Source organism: Nostoc sp. (assembly GCF_036919575.1).
GTDB lineage: Bacteria > Cyanobacteriota > Cyanobacteriia > Cyanobacteriales > Nostocaceae > Nostoc.
On sequence record NZ_JBALBY010000072.1, the window covers coordinates 24,404 to 40,259 of the forward strand.

18 protein-coding genes are annotated in these 15,856 nt (G+C 46.8%); 1 reads left to right on the forward strand and 17 read right to left on the reverse strand.

Going from position 1 to position 15,856, the window contains the following annotated elements:
* Window positions 1-38 precede the first annotated feature (38 nt).
* Window positions 39-416, forward strand: a complete 378-nt coding sequence (locus V7K27_RS18895; protein ID WP_334949625.1) for a VOC family protein — start codon at window positions 39-41, stop codon at window positions 414-416.
* A 121-nt stretch (window positions 417-537) separates the two neighbouring features.
* On the opposite strand, the gene V7K27_RS18900 is transcribed toward V7K27_RS18895, so the two are convergent.
* The 17 genes from V7K27_RS18900 to V7K27_RS18980 form a co-directional block, all read right to left on the reverse strand.
* Window positions 538-2,106 (reverse strand): GMC family oxidoreductase, encoded by a 1,569-nt coding sequence (locus V7K27_RS18900; RefSeq protein ID WP_334949626.1) that lies wholly within the window; start codon window positions 2,104-2,106, stop codon window positions 538-540.
* A 116-nt stretch (window positions 2,107-2,222) separates the two neighbouring features.
* Window positions 2,223-2,870, reverse strand: coding sequence for a cysteine hydrolase (locus tag V7K27_RS18905; RefSeq protein ID WP_334949627.1), 648 nt, complete (start codon window positions 2,868-2,870; stop codon window positions 2,223-2,225).
* A 143-nt stretch (window positions 2,871-3,013) separates the two neighbouring features.
* Complete coding sequence (locus tag V7K27_RS18910) at window positions 3,014-3,493, reverse strand: nuclear transport factor 2 family protein (protein ID WP_334949628.1); 480 nt, start codon at window positions 3,491-3,493, stop codon at window positions 3,014-3,016.
* 267 nt (window positions 3,494-3,760) lie between these two features.
* Window positions 3,761-4,150: a DUF6130 family protein gene (locus V7K27_RS18915; protein ID WP_334949629.1), complete on the reverse strand. Its 390-nt coding sequence runs from the start codon at window positions 4,148-4,150 to the stop codon at window positions 3,761-3,763.
* An 84-nt stretch (window positions 4,151-4,234) separates the two neighbouring features.
* A complete protein-coding gene (locus V7K27_RS18920) occupies window positions 4,235-5,263 on the reverse strand; it encodes an alpha/beta fold hydrolase (protein ID WP_334949630.1) in 1,029 nt (342 codons plus the stop codon).
* A 461-nt stretch (window positions 5,264-5,724) separates the two neighbouring features.
* Complete coding sequence (locus V7K27_RS18925; RefSeq protein WP_334949631.1) at window positions 5,725-6,813, reverse strand: alpha/beta hydrolase; 1,089 nt, start codon at window positions 6,811-6,813, stop codon at window positions 5,725-5,727.
* 177 nt (window positions 6,814-6,990) lie between these two features.
* Window positions 6,991-7,143 (reverse strand): hypothetical protein, encoded by a 153-nt coding sequence (locus V7K27_RS18930; RefSeq protein WP_334949632.1) that lies wholly within the window; start codon window positions 7,141-7,143, stop codon window positions 6,991-6,993.
* Window positions 7,140-8,165 carry a WD40 repeat domain-containing protein gene (locus V7K27_RS18935; protein ID WP_334949633.1) on the reverse strand — a complete coding sequence of 342 codons (1,026 nt, stop codon included), beginning with the start codon at window positions 8,163-8,165 and terminating at the stop codon, window positions 7,140-7,142. Before V7K27_RS18935 ends, V7K27_RS18930 begins: the two co-directional genes overlap by 4 nt.
* 77 nt (window positions 8,166-8,242) lie before the next feature.
* Window positions 8,243-8,809, reverse strand: coding sequence for a ferric reductase-like transmembrane domain-containing protein (locus V7K27_RS18940; protein ID WP_334949634.1), 567 nt, complete (start codon window positions 8,807-8,809; stop codon window positions 8,243-8,245).
* Window positions 8,810-9,043: 234 nt separating this feature from the next.
* Window positions 9,044-9,841 carry a M17 family peptidase N-terminal domain-containing protein gene (locus V7K27_RS18945; protein ID WP_334949635.1) on the reverse strand — a complete coding sequence of 266 codons (798 nt, stop codon included), beginning with the start codon at window positions 9,839-9,841 and terminating at the stop codon, window positions 9,044-9,046.
* A gap of 135 nt (window positions 9,842-9,976) precedes the next feature.
* Window positions 9,977-10,846, reverse strand: a complete 870-nt coding sequence (locus V7K27_RS18950) for an alpha/beta fold hydrolase (protein ID WP_334949636.1) — start codon at window positions 10,844-10,846, stop codon at window positions 9,977-9,979.
* A gap of 223 nt (window positions 10,847-11,069) precedes the next feature.
* Entirely contained in the window at window positions 11,070-11,696 is a 627-nt protein-coding gene (locus tag V7K27_RS18955; RefSeq protein ID WP_334949637.1) for an MOSC domain-containing protein, read from the reverse strand.
* A gap of 95 nt (window positions 11,697-11,791) precedes the next feature.
* Complete coding sequence (locus V7K27_RS18960; protein WP_334949638.1) at window positions 11,792-12,544, reverse strand: SDR family NAD(P)-dependent oxidoreductase; 753 nt, start codon at window positions 12,542-12,544, stop codon at window positions 11,792-11,794.
* A 51-nt stretch (window positions 12,545-12,595) separates the two neighbouring features.
* Window positions 12,596-13,600, reverse strand: coding sequence for a dicarboxylate transporter/tellurite-resistance protein TehA (gene tehA / locus V7K27_RS18965; RefSeq protein ID WP_334949639.1), 1,005 nt, complete (start codon window positions 13,598-13,600; stop codon window positions 12,596-12,598).
* A 73-nt stretch (window positions 13,601-13,673) separates the two neighbouring features.
* A complete protein-coding gene (locus tag V7K27_RS18970) occupies window positions 13,674-14,063 on the reverse strand; it encodes a DUF302 domain-containing protein (RefSeq protein WP_334949640.1) in 390 nt (129 codons plus the stop codon).
* Between the two features lie 145 nt (window positions 14,064-14,208).
* A complete protein-coding gene (locus V7K27_RS18975) occupies window positions 14,209-14,766 on the reverse strand; it encodes a DsbA family protein (protein WP_334949641.1) in 558 nt (185 codons plus the stop codon).
* A 357-nt stretch (window positions 14,767-15,123) separates the two neighbouring features.
* The gene (locus tag V7K27_RS18980; protein ID WP_334949642.1) at window positions 15,124-15,753 is read right to left on the reverse strand and encodes a response regulator transcription factor; all 630 of its coding nucleotides are present in this window, start codon (window positions 15,751-15,753) and stop codon (window positions 15,124-15,126) included.
* Window positions 15,754-15,856 lie beyond the last annotated feature (103 nt).

Here is a 15,856-nt window from a genome sequence, read left to right on the forward strand (position 1 = left end):
TCTATAATTGTAAAAGTTTTGGATTAACACAGTAGATTATGACATTGAAAAACACCTTTGGTGAATATAGTTTTGTCACTAAAGTAGACGTTACGAATCTGGAAGCTAGTGTCCAGTGGTACAAGTCCAAGCTCGGATTAGTTCCTGAACAAAAATATGACACTCCTAGCTGGAGGCAGTTTAGTCTCCCTGATATTGAGCGCGTTGCAATTGGACTGAACTTAAGTAACTCAGTTGAACCAGGTAGTACTGTTAGTACCTTTGTTGTAAACGATATAGTTACTGCTCGTCAAAGCCTTATTGAAAAAGGAGTTGAAGTTGGGCCAATTACAGATGTCGGTCATGGAGTGCAATTATCTGTCTTCAAGGATATTGACGGAAACTTGTTAGGGCTTCGGCAGAATCCGCAGTCTTAACCATTAGCTGCTAAAATCGGGGATTAGGCAGCAACTAAATTCATGTTGCTGCTTTTACCGTTCACAGGCGATGCCATAGAACAAATCACAAGCTGCGCCATGATGCCCGCGAATCAATTATTCAAATCCTGAGATTTTGGACGTTGTACTTGGCGAGAAGAGTTTGTCGAGTACCGCTCGCTTTAATTAAATCGGCTGCTTTTTCGCCGATCATAATAGTGGGTGCATTCGTATTTCCTGTGGTGATTGTTGGCATAATTGACGCATCGACGACACGCAACCCCTCAACCCCATGTACCCGTAATTCCGGGTCTACCACCGCCATTCGATCAGTGCCCATTTTGCAGGTGCCGACCGGATGCCAAACAGTACTGCAAGCCTCCCGGATGTAAGCTGCGATCGCATCATCACTCTGAATGTTAGCACCCGGAGCGATTTCCTCACCGCGAAACTCATCAAAGGCACTGGTTTGAAACAATTGGCGGATCAGTTTAACTCCCTCAACCAGCTTTTGCACATCAGATTGACTTTGCAGATAGTTCATCCGCAACATCGGTGCATCTTTGGGGTCAAGCGATCTCAAACTGACACTACCAATGTTTTGGAGACAAGTCAAACTGACTGCACCCGTGAATCCCGAATCAGGGTGGGCATAGCCAGGAGGTGCGAATATAATCGGACCGAAGAAGAACTGTAAATCTGGTGCAGCCTCCAAATAGCCCTGACTATGCAAAAACAATCCGGCTTCGACCCCATTACTGGCGATCGCAGGATGTACATCTTGAGTGGTCTGTTGAACTACAGTGACGAGAGTGTGGTCTTGGAGATTTTGACCGACACCTGGCAAATCAGCGACTACAGAAATTCCCATTGCTTGCAGGTATTCTGCATCACCAATGCCCGAAAGCAGCAGCAGCTTCGGCGAATCAAATGCACCAGCACTTAAAATCACTTCCTGGTTGACTCTGACCTGGTGCAGCATACCCTGGTGCAGATATTCTACCCCAACAGCCCGGTTGCCCTCAAACAGCAACCGAGTCACTAATGCACCTGTCGTTATAGTTAAATTGGGACGCTTGAGAATGGGCAGTAAGAAGGCAGCAGCAGCACTGTGCCGTTTACCATCCTTAACCGTCAACTGATAGAATCCCGCTCCTGACTGCTGTGTACCGTTGAAATCAGAATTGTAGTCATATCCCATTGCGATACAGGCATCTACAAAGCGTTGGGATACTATAGCAGGGGAAATAACATCGGTGACGCTCAACTCCCCATCAACTCCGTGGTATTCGGAGACACCGCGTTGCTGATGCTCAGATTTCTTGAAATAGGGCAAAACATCCTGGTAGCTCCAGCCGGGATTCCCTAGTGCCTGCCAGTGGTCATAATTGTGAGAATTGCCTCGGACATACATCATGAAATTAATCGAACTGCTGCCCCCCAGGACTTTGCCACGGGAACAAAACATTTTGCGATCGCGCAGGTATGGTTCTGGCTCAGAGAAATAGCCCCAGTCCACTTCGGAGCCTAGTAAACTGAGGCATTTCGAGGGAATTTGAATCTCCGGTTTAGTATCTGGGTTGCCAGCTTCGAGTAATAACACAGTTGTTTCACTGTCTTCTGTCAAACGGTTGGCGACTACACAACCTGCCGAACCGGCACCAATTACAATGTAGTCATATTCAGTCATGACATCCTCCTTTTGGATTGTTTGTAGTAGATAAATGGTTTCCCGACTTGTTCCTTGCGCGTTTCCCCTTGGGAGAAGCAAGTGGCGTTTGAGTAACGAAACGGGTTGCGAAACCGTTACTCCATTGCTTTTACAACCTCATCTGTAGAGAGAACGCCATTGGCGATATACCGAAAGTTGATCAGTGCTGCCTTGTAGCCGTCGCCCAGATCGGGATGCCGAGGGGCAGCCGTTGCATCCTTGATGACGACGACCTCGAATCCCTGTTCGACCAATTCGCGTAGGTGAGTTTCAACACAAAGATTTGCTAGCATTCCCAGCAGAATGACTTTGCTGATGTTGCGTTTACGCAGTTGCAAAACGAGGTCGTTGCTTTGCGGTCCGTAGACTTTGTGGGGACTGGCCACGATCGTCTTGCCATCCTCAATAAAGGGCTTGTAGCGATCGAGCCAGTCAGCACCCGATCCCAGGAATCCATCGAGGCTTAATGGTCCACTGCGAACAAACTCCTTAACCTCAAGCATCATCTGCTCCAGGGTTCCGGCAAATTTCCATCCATAGTCGGTGGGGTAGTAATAATGGGGGGAAATGAAAACCTCAAAGCCATTCTGCTTCGCGGCTTTGAAGACTCGCTCGATGTTCTCGACGGTGTTGTTGTCCTTAACACTGTCACCCACCAAATCCCAGGAAACCCCTTTTTCGCTCAAGACATCGTTTTGCGGATCGATAACGACTACTGCGGTGTCATTCTTGTTGATGTTCATGGTTTTTCTCGTTGCTTGTTGATGTTCACGGTTCTCTTCGTTAAATACCACCCGCGATGTGCAGCGTTTCCCCAGCGATCGTTGGAGCGATCGCATCAAGATAGTGTAGGATATCAGTGTTGGAAGCAAGCGCAATCCAATTCTCAAAGATTGAGGTTGGACAATCCGGGATGATCGTCAGGACGACGACCAAGTATCCAGTGATATTTGCGATTGCTCTGGTGAATTGGCAGGTCGTTAATGCTGGCAATACGCCACCGCATCAATCCATGTTCGTCGAACTCCCAATTCTCATTGCCGTAGGAACGGAACCAGTTGCCGGAATCATCATGCCATTCGTAAGCAAACCGGACAGCAATTCGGTTGTCCCGAAAAGCCCAAAGCTCTTTAATCAGACGGTAGTCCAATTCTTTAAGCCACTTACGTGTCAAGAACTGGACGATCGCCTCACGACCAGATAGAAATTCTGAGCGGTTGCGCCAAAGGCTATCCGACGTGTAAGCGAGTGATACTAGTTCAGGGTTACGTGTGTTCCAAGCATCCTCTGCGATTCGGACTTTTTGGATGGCGGATTCATGATCGAAAGGCGGCAGGGGTAGTCGAGGATTTTCGGGGTTGTTCATAGTATGGAAGTCTAAAATGGCGATCGTTTCATACCAATTTTGTATGAAGATGCGCTAAACCATATTTACAGCAGAAATCATCTATTTGAACCACATCTGTCGTAGGGGCACAGCAATGCTGTGCCCCTGCGTGGTCTATTTACCTGAAAATAGTTGTAAGTACAAGAAAGAAAAACGAACCGCAAAGGACGCAAAGGACACAAAGAAAGAAAGAAGTTAAAATTTGGTGGCGTTATATACCGAGCCGGTCGCGGGCGCGGCGCTTACTCATCGCTCAGGCTCCGGCACTGTGAACGTCACCGTTTCGCTAGTGATTACTTTGTGCGTGGGGTCGGCTAGTTCAATCAGCACCTTGTGTGGGCCAGGTTTCAGTCCGACCAGGATCAACGTTTCGCCGCTAGTATCGACAAAGTGCCACGGCGCATCGTCAACGGTGACGTGGATATGGCCAATGCGCGGCGATACTTCGAGGGCACCTTTGCCAAACACTGGCAACACACGCAAATTCTCCGTCCGGTACTGGATGAAGACGCGTCCCTGTGCTAGCGGTTCGGGAAGCGGTGGATCGACAATCAGTTTGGGTGGTGCTTCGTTTTCGATCGCAATCAACGGTGATGGTCCGATAATGTCCCTGGCGCTCGGTATGTGAGTGTTCATAGCAGGTAAGTACCTGAGAGTAGTTTATATATAACGATCCATTTGAAGGTGAAACGGCGCAGAGTCATCGCTCCAGAGAAGCCATTAACGTTTCTTTGATGCGAGTTCCCAGACCGCAGTTGCGAATGCTTTCGGATCTTCCTGAGGCAGGTTATGACCGACGTTTGGAATGACCCGATGCTGACGTTCGCCGCTAAACTTCGCTGCCGTCGATTTCCCATCGGTTGCTGGCACGACACCATCTGCGTCCCCGTCCAGCGTGATCGTCGGCACCGTAATGATCGGTTGCGCGGCGAGTCGCTGCTCAAGCTCCTCATACATGGGATAGCCGGCAGCAAGTCCAAGGCGATGGCGGTAGGAATGAATCACGACCTCCACATAATCGGGGTTGTCGAAGGCGCTGGCGTGTTGATCGAGCGTTGCCTCGTCAAAGTGCCAGTTCGGCGAATTGCGAGTCCAGAGAATCCTCGCAATCTCACGTCTGTTAGCCGTCAGTCCGGCGCGTCCGCGCTCGGTCTGGAAATAGTATTGGTACCAGATCCCGGATTCGATCGCAGGTGAAAGTGGCAGCCCTGCCTTGGCAATATCCTGGATCAGGTAGCTATTGACGGACACCAGACCTGTGCATCGTTCAGGCCAGAGAGCCGCCACAACGCAAGCGGCTCGTCCACCCCAGTCATAGCCAGCAAGCACAGCACGGTTTAGCTGCAATGCATCCATCAAGGCGATCGCATCGACACCGAGCGCGGCTTGCTGCCCGGAGCGTGGTGTGGCGCTGTCGAGAAAACGGGTTGATCCATGTCCCCGCAGGTAGGGAACAATCACCCGACATCCGCGTGCAGCAAGCATTGGTGTAACGTCAATGTAGCTATCGATGGAATACGGGAACCCATGCAGCAGCAACACCGGAGATCCATCGCTCGGTCCTGCTTCGTAGTAACCGATGTCGAGGACACCGGCTTTAATCTGCTTGATGGGAGTAAACCTAAATTCAGATCCTTTGGGCTTGTCAAAGCTTGCGTGTGCGGTACCCATGAGTGCCATTTCTGTGAAAATACTTGCTGCCGACGTTAAGAGAAAGCGGCGGCGGTTGTGTTTAATTGCTTTGAGCATAGGGTTGACCAAATAATTATTAATTCATAATTCATAATTCATAATTAAAGAATGGGTACAGAGCCAACACTGAATTAAAAATTCAGTGGTCTTAAATCAGTGGAGAGTTCAGAGCTAACACTGATTTCAATTATGAATTATCAATTATCAATTATGAATTAGTTTGACTCTTTGGATTGATTAATGAGGCGATCGCACAAAGCACTGTGCTGAAGGCAACCGCCGAGCATATTCCCCTTTTCCCCTACGCTAACTCGGTAAGCAGCAAAGCGATGGAAAAGCGTCTTTTCCCTTCCCAAAAACATTAACTCATCCCCCGGCTTGAAGCCGGGGGGAAATCGAAGTTATTAGGAGTGCGTACCAATGACCAATGACTAATGACTAATGACTAAATCGGCGGGCGGCTATCCCGGACACCCCTTGAAGGGGTGGGATTCCCGCCGATTTTCTTTGATCGCATCCTATTGCAGATGTTTCTTCAGTTCGGCAGCAGCCTGAACAAACAGAGAACGGGTTTCTGGCAACTCGGCTAAACCATTCAGTAGTCCGAAGTCATGAATCACGCCGTTGTACTGCACAGTTGTCACCTCCACCCCAGCTTCATCGAGCTTGCGTCCATAGGCTGTGCCCTCGTCATGCAAGATATCGCTCTCTGCAACTACAATTAACGCTGGAGGCAAGCCTTTCAGTTGCTCAACCGTCGCCTGTAGGGGAGAAGCATAGATGTCTTTGCGCTTTTCTGGGTCAGGGATGTACATGTCATACATCCACTTCATCGTTGGTACAGTCAGAAAACGCTGATCGCCAAATTGGTGATAAGAATTCGTTTCAAAATCAGCATCTACAATGGGCCACATCAGGATTTGCAGCTTGATGTGTGGTCCTCCTTTTTCTTTCGCCTTCAAAGCAGTGACAGTTGTCATGTTACCGCCGACACTGTTGCCGACTACTGCCAGATTTTTGCCATCAACACCAATCTCCTCACCATGTTCAGCAACCCATTTGGTAGCTGCATATATCTCATTGATCGCTTGTGGATACTGAGCGTCTGGAGTGCGAGTGTAGTTGACAAAAACAGCCGCAAAACCTGAAAGCACGACGAGATCGCGAACTATGCGTTTGTGTGTTGGATAATCACCGAGTACCCAACCGCCGCCATGAATAAAGATGAAAACAGGTAATATGCCTTGAACACCTGCTGGTCGCACGATATTGAGCGTGATTGGATAACCGTCAGCAGTAATTGTCTTCTCAGACTCGTCAATGCCTGAAAGATCAACTTCAACGGCAGCCTGTGCATCCACGAGTACTTGACGCGCTTCGAGTGGAGTTAACGTTTCTAAACCCACACCTCCTGAATTCAGCAATTTCAAAAATGCCTTCACTCCTGTAGAAAGACGCGGATCATCTGCAACTTCCAAAACTTTTACTGCTGGCGATTTTACTTGACTAACCATAATGGTCTCCTTTTGTTGATAAAGGTCAATGATCTGTTGAAGTGGCACTGTTAAACCACCTGCTGGTGCGATCGTGGAATGGCAATTATCCACTATCTAGATCGAATGGCACTAAGAAAACGTGAAACCTCGTCTGGGCAAGGTGTTGGGGGTAGGGTGTAGTGTTAATAAACATTCATTTCTCAGATTTCCTCCTTATCAGAAATTTGGGTTTAAAACCCCGTCCTTCTAGCACCGCTTTAAGTTTTGATGTCTAAATCTAAATCCCCGTTACAAAACTGTACTTCCGACTTCCGACTTCCGACTTCCGACTTCCGACTTCCGACTTCCGACTTCCGACTTCCGACTTCCGACTTCCGACTTCCGACTTCCGACTTCCGACTTCTTTAAAGATTTGTTTACTTTCTGAAAGCTTCTTGTCACTCTTTAGGAAGAGACCAGAGTTTGATGGTTTTGTCGGCACTGCTGCTGGCTATCATGTTTCCATCCGGTCTGAAAACTACTGACCGCACGCCTCGCTCATGCCCGATCAAATTCTCCAAGAGTTTGCCTGAAGGCAACCCCCATAACTTGATAGTGCTATCATTGCTACCACTAGCTAATCTCTTGCCATCGGGACTGAAAGCCACTGACCACACAACTCCATCATGTCCAATTAGGGAGTGCAACAATTTACCAGTGGGCATTTGCCAGAGTTTGACTGTCCGATCAGCACTGCCACTCGCTAAAGTCCGTCCATCAGGGCTAAAAGTCACTGAGCGCACGGCTTGTGAATGAGCATTCAGGGTTTGTAGAACAGCACCATCCATGATTCGCCAAATTTTGAGTGTGCCACCCTCATTGCCACTAGCTAAGGTCTGCCCATCGGGACTAAAAGCAACAGTTCTTACCCACTTTCCATCCAAGAACTGATGGACTTCTACGCCAGTCTGCATGTTCCAGATGCGGATGGTTTTGTCAGCACTACAACTAGCTAGCCACTTTCCGTTGGGGCTGATGGCAACGGCTTCTACATCATCTGTATGGCCATCTAGAGTCCGAAGCAGTTGCCCCGTCTCTAGATTCCAGAGTTTTATCCGGTTATCCCAACTGCCACTAGCGAGCAGCTTGCTATCTGGACTGATGGCAAGGCTGACTACTGCATTGCCGTGTCCTTCTAAAGTATAAAGTAAGGTGTTACTAGGCAGATCCCAAATTCTAATTTTTTTATCGTAACTGCCACTGGCGAGGAAGCGTCCATCAGGGCTGATTGCGATCGCGTAAACCCAAGTTGAATTTCCTTGGAGAGAACGTAAGGGTTGAGTGGTTGCAACAGAGATAGTACCAACACTAGCGTTTCGGAAGGAAGACAATAGGCTAGCACAACTGCTACTACCAACCAAGATCGTTAGGGTGCTGATTGCCAATGCTGGTGAAGATTTCCAGGTAATTTGTTTCGATCTCATAACAGGACATTCCTTGTGCGAGTGGGAGAATAATCTGACTTGCACCCACTGCGTAATGGTGTCACAGACTAGCGGTACTATAGAGTAATTTTTTCTGGAATTTGAGATAATAAGGCTTTTTCTCTCGCTTTTTGTTGTTTATTTTGATATTCAATCCAGCGTCCCATCAGAAATAAAAGGGTTGTCGTAACAATCCCTACTAGCGCAATCGGGGTTAAATAGCTCCAATGCTCTGACATTTTGTCCCAAACGTGCCAAGTGAGCAGGAACATGGCTAAGTAAGTCAGGGTATGTAATCGCTTCCAATTTTTTTTCAGTCTTTTGACACTCCAGTCATTAGAAGTAATTGCCAATATGGTAAAAATTATGAAGGTAGATATACCTTGGATATAAATCCAATAAGTATTGGGATCTAAAAAATCAAGGTCTCTCTTTTTCACTAAGAGGAAACCGTGAAGCAAAGCCAAGCAGAAAGCCAGAATACCGATAAGTCTTCGATATTTTAACAGCCATTTGGGAAGGCTCGCTTGTTTAGTTTGAGGAAAAATTATTCTGAGATTCGTGGGCATTAAGGTGAGAATATAAGCTCCTAAAGCTAGAAATCCCAGGCTATTTTCTAAGGGTGCTGTATCGATTGCTGCCATGACCAATCTTCCTTAATTTTTCAATAAAAGCCACTTAAATTTCTCCTTTTGATGAATAGTAAACACTCTGTTGAAATCGCACTGTAACGCTAACGTGCGATCGCGCTAATTCTGCGGCTTCTTTGCGGTAAGCGGAACTCCCCATGCGATTGAGTTTTTATGGTGTGCTTTAAAAACCGAGTTCATCTGATCGAGTACATTAAACAAAACACCCGCACTGAATAAATGCGATATTTACCGACCGCTGACATAGGGAGTCGCACTGCGAGTAGCGATTTGAGTATTTGTTAGCTTGATCGCCTGCCGAACCTTGCTAATGGCTCCAGAATAGAAAGCAGATCCAGCTTCAAACACCCACTCACGGACTATGAAGGATTGAGCAAGCCCTTGTTTTTGCAGACGCTTTTCAGTGTCATAGGCAAGAATGACGTTTTGCGCCACTGCTTTGACAACATCACCCGTATCCAACGTGGCATTGTTCTGATCTCGTAGGATGGGTGCAAAAGAAACATGGGTTGCCTTGAGCCTGACGGACTCTCGTAGGGCGACTGTGCCAACGCGCTGCATGGTGTCAAGAGAAAGATTTTGTTCATCTCCCAGCCCAATTAACAGCAGTAGTTTTGGCTTAATACTGTTTTGGGGTGGAACGATCAAAAAGGTTTCCAACTCATTGCCAACAAATTCACCACGATCGCGAATTGAGGTGATTAGCCCACCCAGATCCTTGTCCAAGTCAGCAGCGGCTGAGATCAATGTATCGCCACCCGGCTTATGTTTAAAGACAGTGATGATCTGCAACTCTGTCTCCTGAGAGTAGGGAGCAATCTCTTTCACGGTAATTTTAAGTTGATTCGCCGCATACAATGACTGTTGTGGAATCGCTTTTTGAGCGATTAAATTTGAGGCGTTCTTTAATCCAGTCTGCTCGACCTGTTGCTGATTAGCAATCAGGTTGACACCCAGTGCTTTTACACTACCAGCAGTAAGTAATAGCAGAAAGATGAAAGAAAACGAACGAATCAGACGGTTCATCGTTTTTGCTACCTTCTAGTAAGAAATAAGAATGAAAAGTGATCGCGTTCATGCAAACGAATTATACCCGATCATGTCCATAGTCATAATGAGCATAGCCATGCTCGAATATTCGAGATGATTCACTCGCAATCATCAGGCAGCAATGGGTTGCAGTCGTAGTGTGAGAAATTGAGTAATGTAGTTGGCGATCGCATCTCCTTCTTCTTCCAGGGCAAAATGTCCGGTATCGAGTAAATGTAACTCAACGTCTTTCAGGTCGCGCTTGTAGGGATAAGCACCGTCGGCAGGGAAGATGTAGTCATTCTTACCCCAAACAATCAGGGTGGGTGGTTGATGTTTGCGGAAATACTCCTGCCATTGCGGATATAATGGGGGATTAGTGCCATAGCTATATAACAGCGCCAGCTGAATCTCATCGTTGCCGGGGCGATCGAGGAAGAGTTGATCCATATTCCAGGTGTCAGGGCTGATCGCTTCCAGATTGCGAACGCCGTTGGTATATTGCCACTTGGTTGCTTCCAGGGTGATAATATGTCTGAGCTTGTCAGCATTCTCAGGAGAACGGTCTTGCCAATAAGCCTTGAGCGGTTCCCAAAATTCGCGTAGACCTTCCTCGTAGGCATTCCCGTTTTGGACAATGAGTGCTTCCACTCGCTCTGGATATTTAGCCGCAATCCGATAGCCAATGGGAGCGCCATAATCCATCACGTAAAGGCTATAGCGCTTCAGATCGATCGCAGCAATAAATTTCTCCACGATCTCTGCTAGGTGATCAAAGGTGTAATCAAACTCATTCACGGTTGGCATTGAACTGTTGCCGTAACCCGGATAATCGGGTGCAACTAGATGGAAGCGATCGGCCAGCGCAGGTATCAGATTGCGAAACATGTGAGAGGAGGTCGGGAAGCCGTGCAACAGCAGAATTGTCGGATTATTGCGGGAACCAGCTTCCCGATAAAAGATATCTAAACCATCAATCGAAACTGTGCGAAATGTGTTCATGACTTTACTCTTTGTAAGGTTATATATAGAAGGCTTAACTCTTTGTCAAAGTCACTTTTTTTAACGAACCGCAAAGCACGCAAAGGACGCAAAGAAAGAGAGGAAAGAGAGGAAAGAGAAGGAAGAAATCCTTAACTGAACTGTATTGACATTAGGTGAAGGTGAAATTGAATCTTCAATCCAAAATCCAAAATTTAAAATCTAAAATCTAAAATTCACCTACTTACTTCTGGAAATAGTCACGCCAACTTTTGGGTAAGGCTTCAAGTTGAGCAGCCCGGTGAAGTAACTCTGGATTATCCTGCTCGCGCACATAAAGTTGAGTGATATCGGCAACCGTGATGTTGTGATCATCCCGGCTGACTAACTCTAAAGTGTCTCCGGCTCCAACTTCGCCCTCTTGCAAAACACGGAAGTAAAATCCGGTTCGACGACTTGCGAGAAATCGTTTCACCATATCCGGTCGTCCAAAGCGAATCCCCAGTTTGTAGCAGGGTAGGCGAGGTTGTGTCACCATTAACGTGACATTGCCGATCCGAAAGCGATCGCCAATGTTCACGTCCTCTTCTCTCAGTCCAGTGGTCGTGAAATTTTCACCAAATATACCTAGCGGCAATTCTGTATCAGGCAATTCACCTCGCCAGTAATCGTAATGCTCGAACGGGTATAAATAGACTGCTTTATCTGCTCCTCCATGAACGGTTAAATCAGCCTGTCCATCCCCGTCTAAATTAAGCGATCGCACCCCTACCCTTGCATTGACTGGCTCTTTGAAAATTCCAGTGCTAACTGTTTTCCCTTTCCAGGTAACTTCACGTGGAAGTCCGACGTTGACAGAAATGAGTTTCATCTTTAGCTCCAAACTTTTGGACGGCATTTTGAATCTTTAATCCAAAATCCAAAATTTAAAATCTAAAATTCGGTAATGGGTATTTTTAGGGGACTTCAAATCTGTGCCATACCGCCATCGACAAACAGCTCGATGCCGTTGACAAAGCTGCTGTCGTCTGAAGCGAGAAAGACAACGGCTTTGGCAATCTCATCGGGCGTGCCTACTCTTCCCAACGGGATGGCGCTGGCTTGGCTGGTCACGAATTCCTGCACCTGCTGATCACTCAGTCCCAAGAGATTGTAACCAGGAGTAGGAATCACGCCAGGACTAATGGCGTTAACCCGGATCTTGCGCTCTTTGAGGTCGAGTATCCAATTACGGGCAAACGATCGCACGGCGGCTTTGGTGGCGCTGTAAACGCTGAAGGCTGGAGTGCCTTTGATAGAAGTAATGGAGGCGTTCAGAATAATGGAAGCACCCTCTGGCAACAGAGGCAGTGCCTTCTGCACGGTGAACAGCAAACCTTTGACGTTAATGTTGAACGTTTTGTCAAAGTGTTCTTCGGTGATTGAGCCGAGTGGGACGAGTTCACCACCGCCAGCATTGGCGAAGATCACATCCAGGTGTCCTTGCTGTTGTTCGATGGTGGCGAACAGGCGATCGATATCTGCAAGATTCGACAGATCACCCTGAACAGCAGTGACATTTTCTCCAATCTTCTCCACCGCAGCATCAAGTTCGTTTTGACGACGACCAGTGATAAAGACGTAAGCCCCCTCTTCTACAAACCTTTGGGCTGTCGCAAATCCAATCCCACTGTTACCACCCGTCACCAGTGCGATCTTACCTGTAAGTTTACCCGCCATAAAATTTCTCCGTTTGTGTGAATTTTGTATTGACGAACGATACGATATGGCTTATTTGCTGCGATCGCTTGTCGCAGGTAATGGTAGTAGTTTACCCCGCAGCAACAGTCGTAATGTCCCCAGGGCAATGCTACCGATCACGATATTTGCGCTAATGAATAACAGTACTGCCAGTTCTTCCATGACTCCGGTCATGCCGCGTTCAACAAAGCGCAGAGATGCCAACGACAGGGCGGCAACACCAAGGGTGAATGCCCAGTAGGAGGCTGCAAAGGGTTGTTGAAATAACCACGGTAGCAGCCGCAGTAGAATCAACGCCTGTAACAGTCCATAGCCGAAGAGGATTTGGGCGAAGGCATCGGGCTGACCACTGGTGATGCTCAAATAGGCAACACAACCGACGACAGGGGGTGCCAGTTGAATGCCCAGCGTTGGACGCAGTGGTTTAGGCAAAGCTGACAACAAGTATAGGCGATTCATGATGATGGACTCCAGTGCCAACCATGAAAACAGCCCCGCTCCAAAAAACAACGCGCCCCACTCTCGATAACCAAGGGCACTGGCAACGATCGCGCTGACAAAACTACCCGCGACTGTGGGCAGGTAAAGAATGGGTGTTATCGTTTCTGGCTTACGCTCTCCCATCCATAGCTGACCGGAACGATACACGCCAAAGCTCAACTGACCAATTGCACCGACAACGAATAACGCAACGGCGATCGCACGGGAGTGGGGCGCGATCGCCAGCGCCACAAGCACTGTAGACACAGGTACTAACCCGATAAAGCAACACAAAACAGGATGCTCAAACTCAGCCAGGGCATCCTCTCGCATCCACAGCCATTTGCTGACATAGAGCAGCAACAACACGAGCCAGATTGCAACTGTCAGCAGCATAATTGTTTCGCCAATCCAGGCAGGGAAGTGCCAGAGTTTAGCAGCTACTCGCCAGCAACTACCTAATCCCGCTAAACCCAGAATCATGCTGAAAAAGGAAGCAGGAATCGTGATGCGATAGTCTTTCAATACGGTAGGCTTTAGACGTGATTTTATCATGGTCTAGCTTCCTGACAGCAGTAAAGAAACGATCAAAGATGCAACTCCATGATTTATCCGCAGAGTCAGTTACTTATCTGAGTGCTTGATTGATTAAAGGTGCAATGACAGCGATGTTCTCAACCAACTCATCGGAGAGAGAAAATCGCTGTTTTAAGTAATTGGGATCGTTATAACTCAGCCACACCTTGCTGTCAGCCGCTTCCCATGCCAGTGCTTTCAGGGGTAAATCCAGAGCGATCGTTGGTTCTGCCACCATTAAAGGAGTTCCGGCTTTCGGGTTGCCAAACAGCAACAACTGCGTCGGAGGTAGTCTGAGTCCGACTCTTTCGGCTTGGGCCTGTTGATCAATGCGGGCAAAGATGGTGATGCCTTTTGCCTGAAGGACGGCTTCTAATCGATCAATGGTTGCAGGGACTGAATACGGGCTGGGCTGGTTGATGATGCCGTTATTTTCATTCATGGTGGTGAACTTCTCAACGGTTTTGGTGATGGGTATTAGAAAACTTTAAACAAAATCTATATTTGACTATGAGATTTGGAACCTGTTGATTAATTGCTTGCGTAATAAGTAGTAATTTTGGTTGTGTGGTTAAGAATCAGAAAACTTAATGATTTGCAGTGATCATAGCTGCCATCAACTGCTCAATGTTCCAGCGATCGCTATACCGAATTCCATTAATAAACACTGCTGGGGCAGTCGTTACTCCACTGTGTAATCCACTTTCAATATCTTCATGGATGCGATCGATGTACACTTTTTTAGATATATCTTGGAGAAATTGGGAAATATTAAGTCCTAGATTATTGGCATACTCTACTAGATAGCCGTTTCCCAAATCTTGTTGATAGTTGAACAGCATTTCATGCATCTGCCAAAATTGACCTTGGACAGCCGCCGCTTCAGCCGCTTCAGCCGCACGTTGAGCATGAGAATGGATCTGGATCTCTGGAAAATGACGGAAGATGAAACACAAATAATTCTCCCCCAAAGAAACACTAAGCTGTCGCCCAATGACTTTAATCAGCCTGTAAACGTCCGCACTTTGAGAACATTCATAGTCTCCATACATCACTAGCACTGCGATCGCATTCAGCACACCTTTTATGTGATCTTGTGTTGAAGGTGGAACGAATAACAAACTGCGGTCACGATCAAGGCTCACTGATACCTCCGACGGTTGTATGCTTATCGCTGGCGCTGAACATACAACCCTCTTTCTACTTTATTCGTGTAAAGCAAACTTAGATATTTAGCACTTACGCACGAGTTACGGAATAACGAACCGCAGAGGACACGGAGAAATCAGAGTTTGAGAGATATTTTGCGTAAGTCCTAATATTGCAACTAAATTTGCTATGAATGTTTGCTGAATTAAATATATGCAATTGACTCTAACTTGTCATCCACTAAAAGTTGAAACTTTTGCTCAATAGAATGATTGATAAATCAGTCCATATAAAAATGGAAGGTTGGCTCCAACTTTAGTTGGAATTCAAATTCAAACTTTAGTACAACTTCCTTACAAATTGACAATGCCTCGTTTAACAGCAATAATCACGGCTTGAGTGCGATCGCTCACTCCCAATTTACTTAAAATTCGATTAACGTGAGATTTGACGGTGCTTTCACTGATACTCAAACTAGTGCTAATTTCTAAATTACTCATTCCTTGTGCCATTAAACGCAGTACATCTAGCTCTCGCTCACTCAGTTCGGGATTGCTCATCCTCTGCACCAGTTTTGCCCCGACTTCTGGTGGAATATACTGCTGACCAAGATGAATCATGCGAATAGCACTCAGAAGTTCGTTAGGTTTAGCATCTTTGAGCAAATATCCTTTAGCGCCTGCCTGTAATCCACGATAGATATCTTCATCACCATCGTAGGTAGTTAGCACAACAATTCGAGCCGCTTTAAATTCAGCACAAATAGCAGTAATGGCTTCAACTCCTGCTATCTGCGGCATTCGTAAATCCATTAGCGTTACATCTGGTTGGTATTCACGAAAGAGAGCGATCGCCTGTTGTCCATCTTCTGCTTGAGCAATCACCGTCATCTCTGGATCGCGGTTAATAATGGTTGCCAATCCTTGTCTGACAATGGAATGATCGTCAACAATTAGAACCCGAATAGTTGTTGATTGGCTCATAATTATTAAGAAATTGAAAGTACAAACTTAGTGCAGCATTTCATGAATTCGTAGCAAATTAAATCTGGCATTGCATTGCTGTGTTAATGCGTTTCCCTACAAT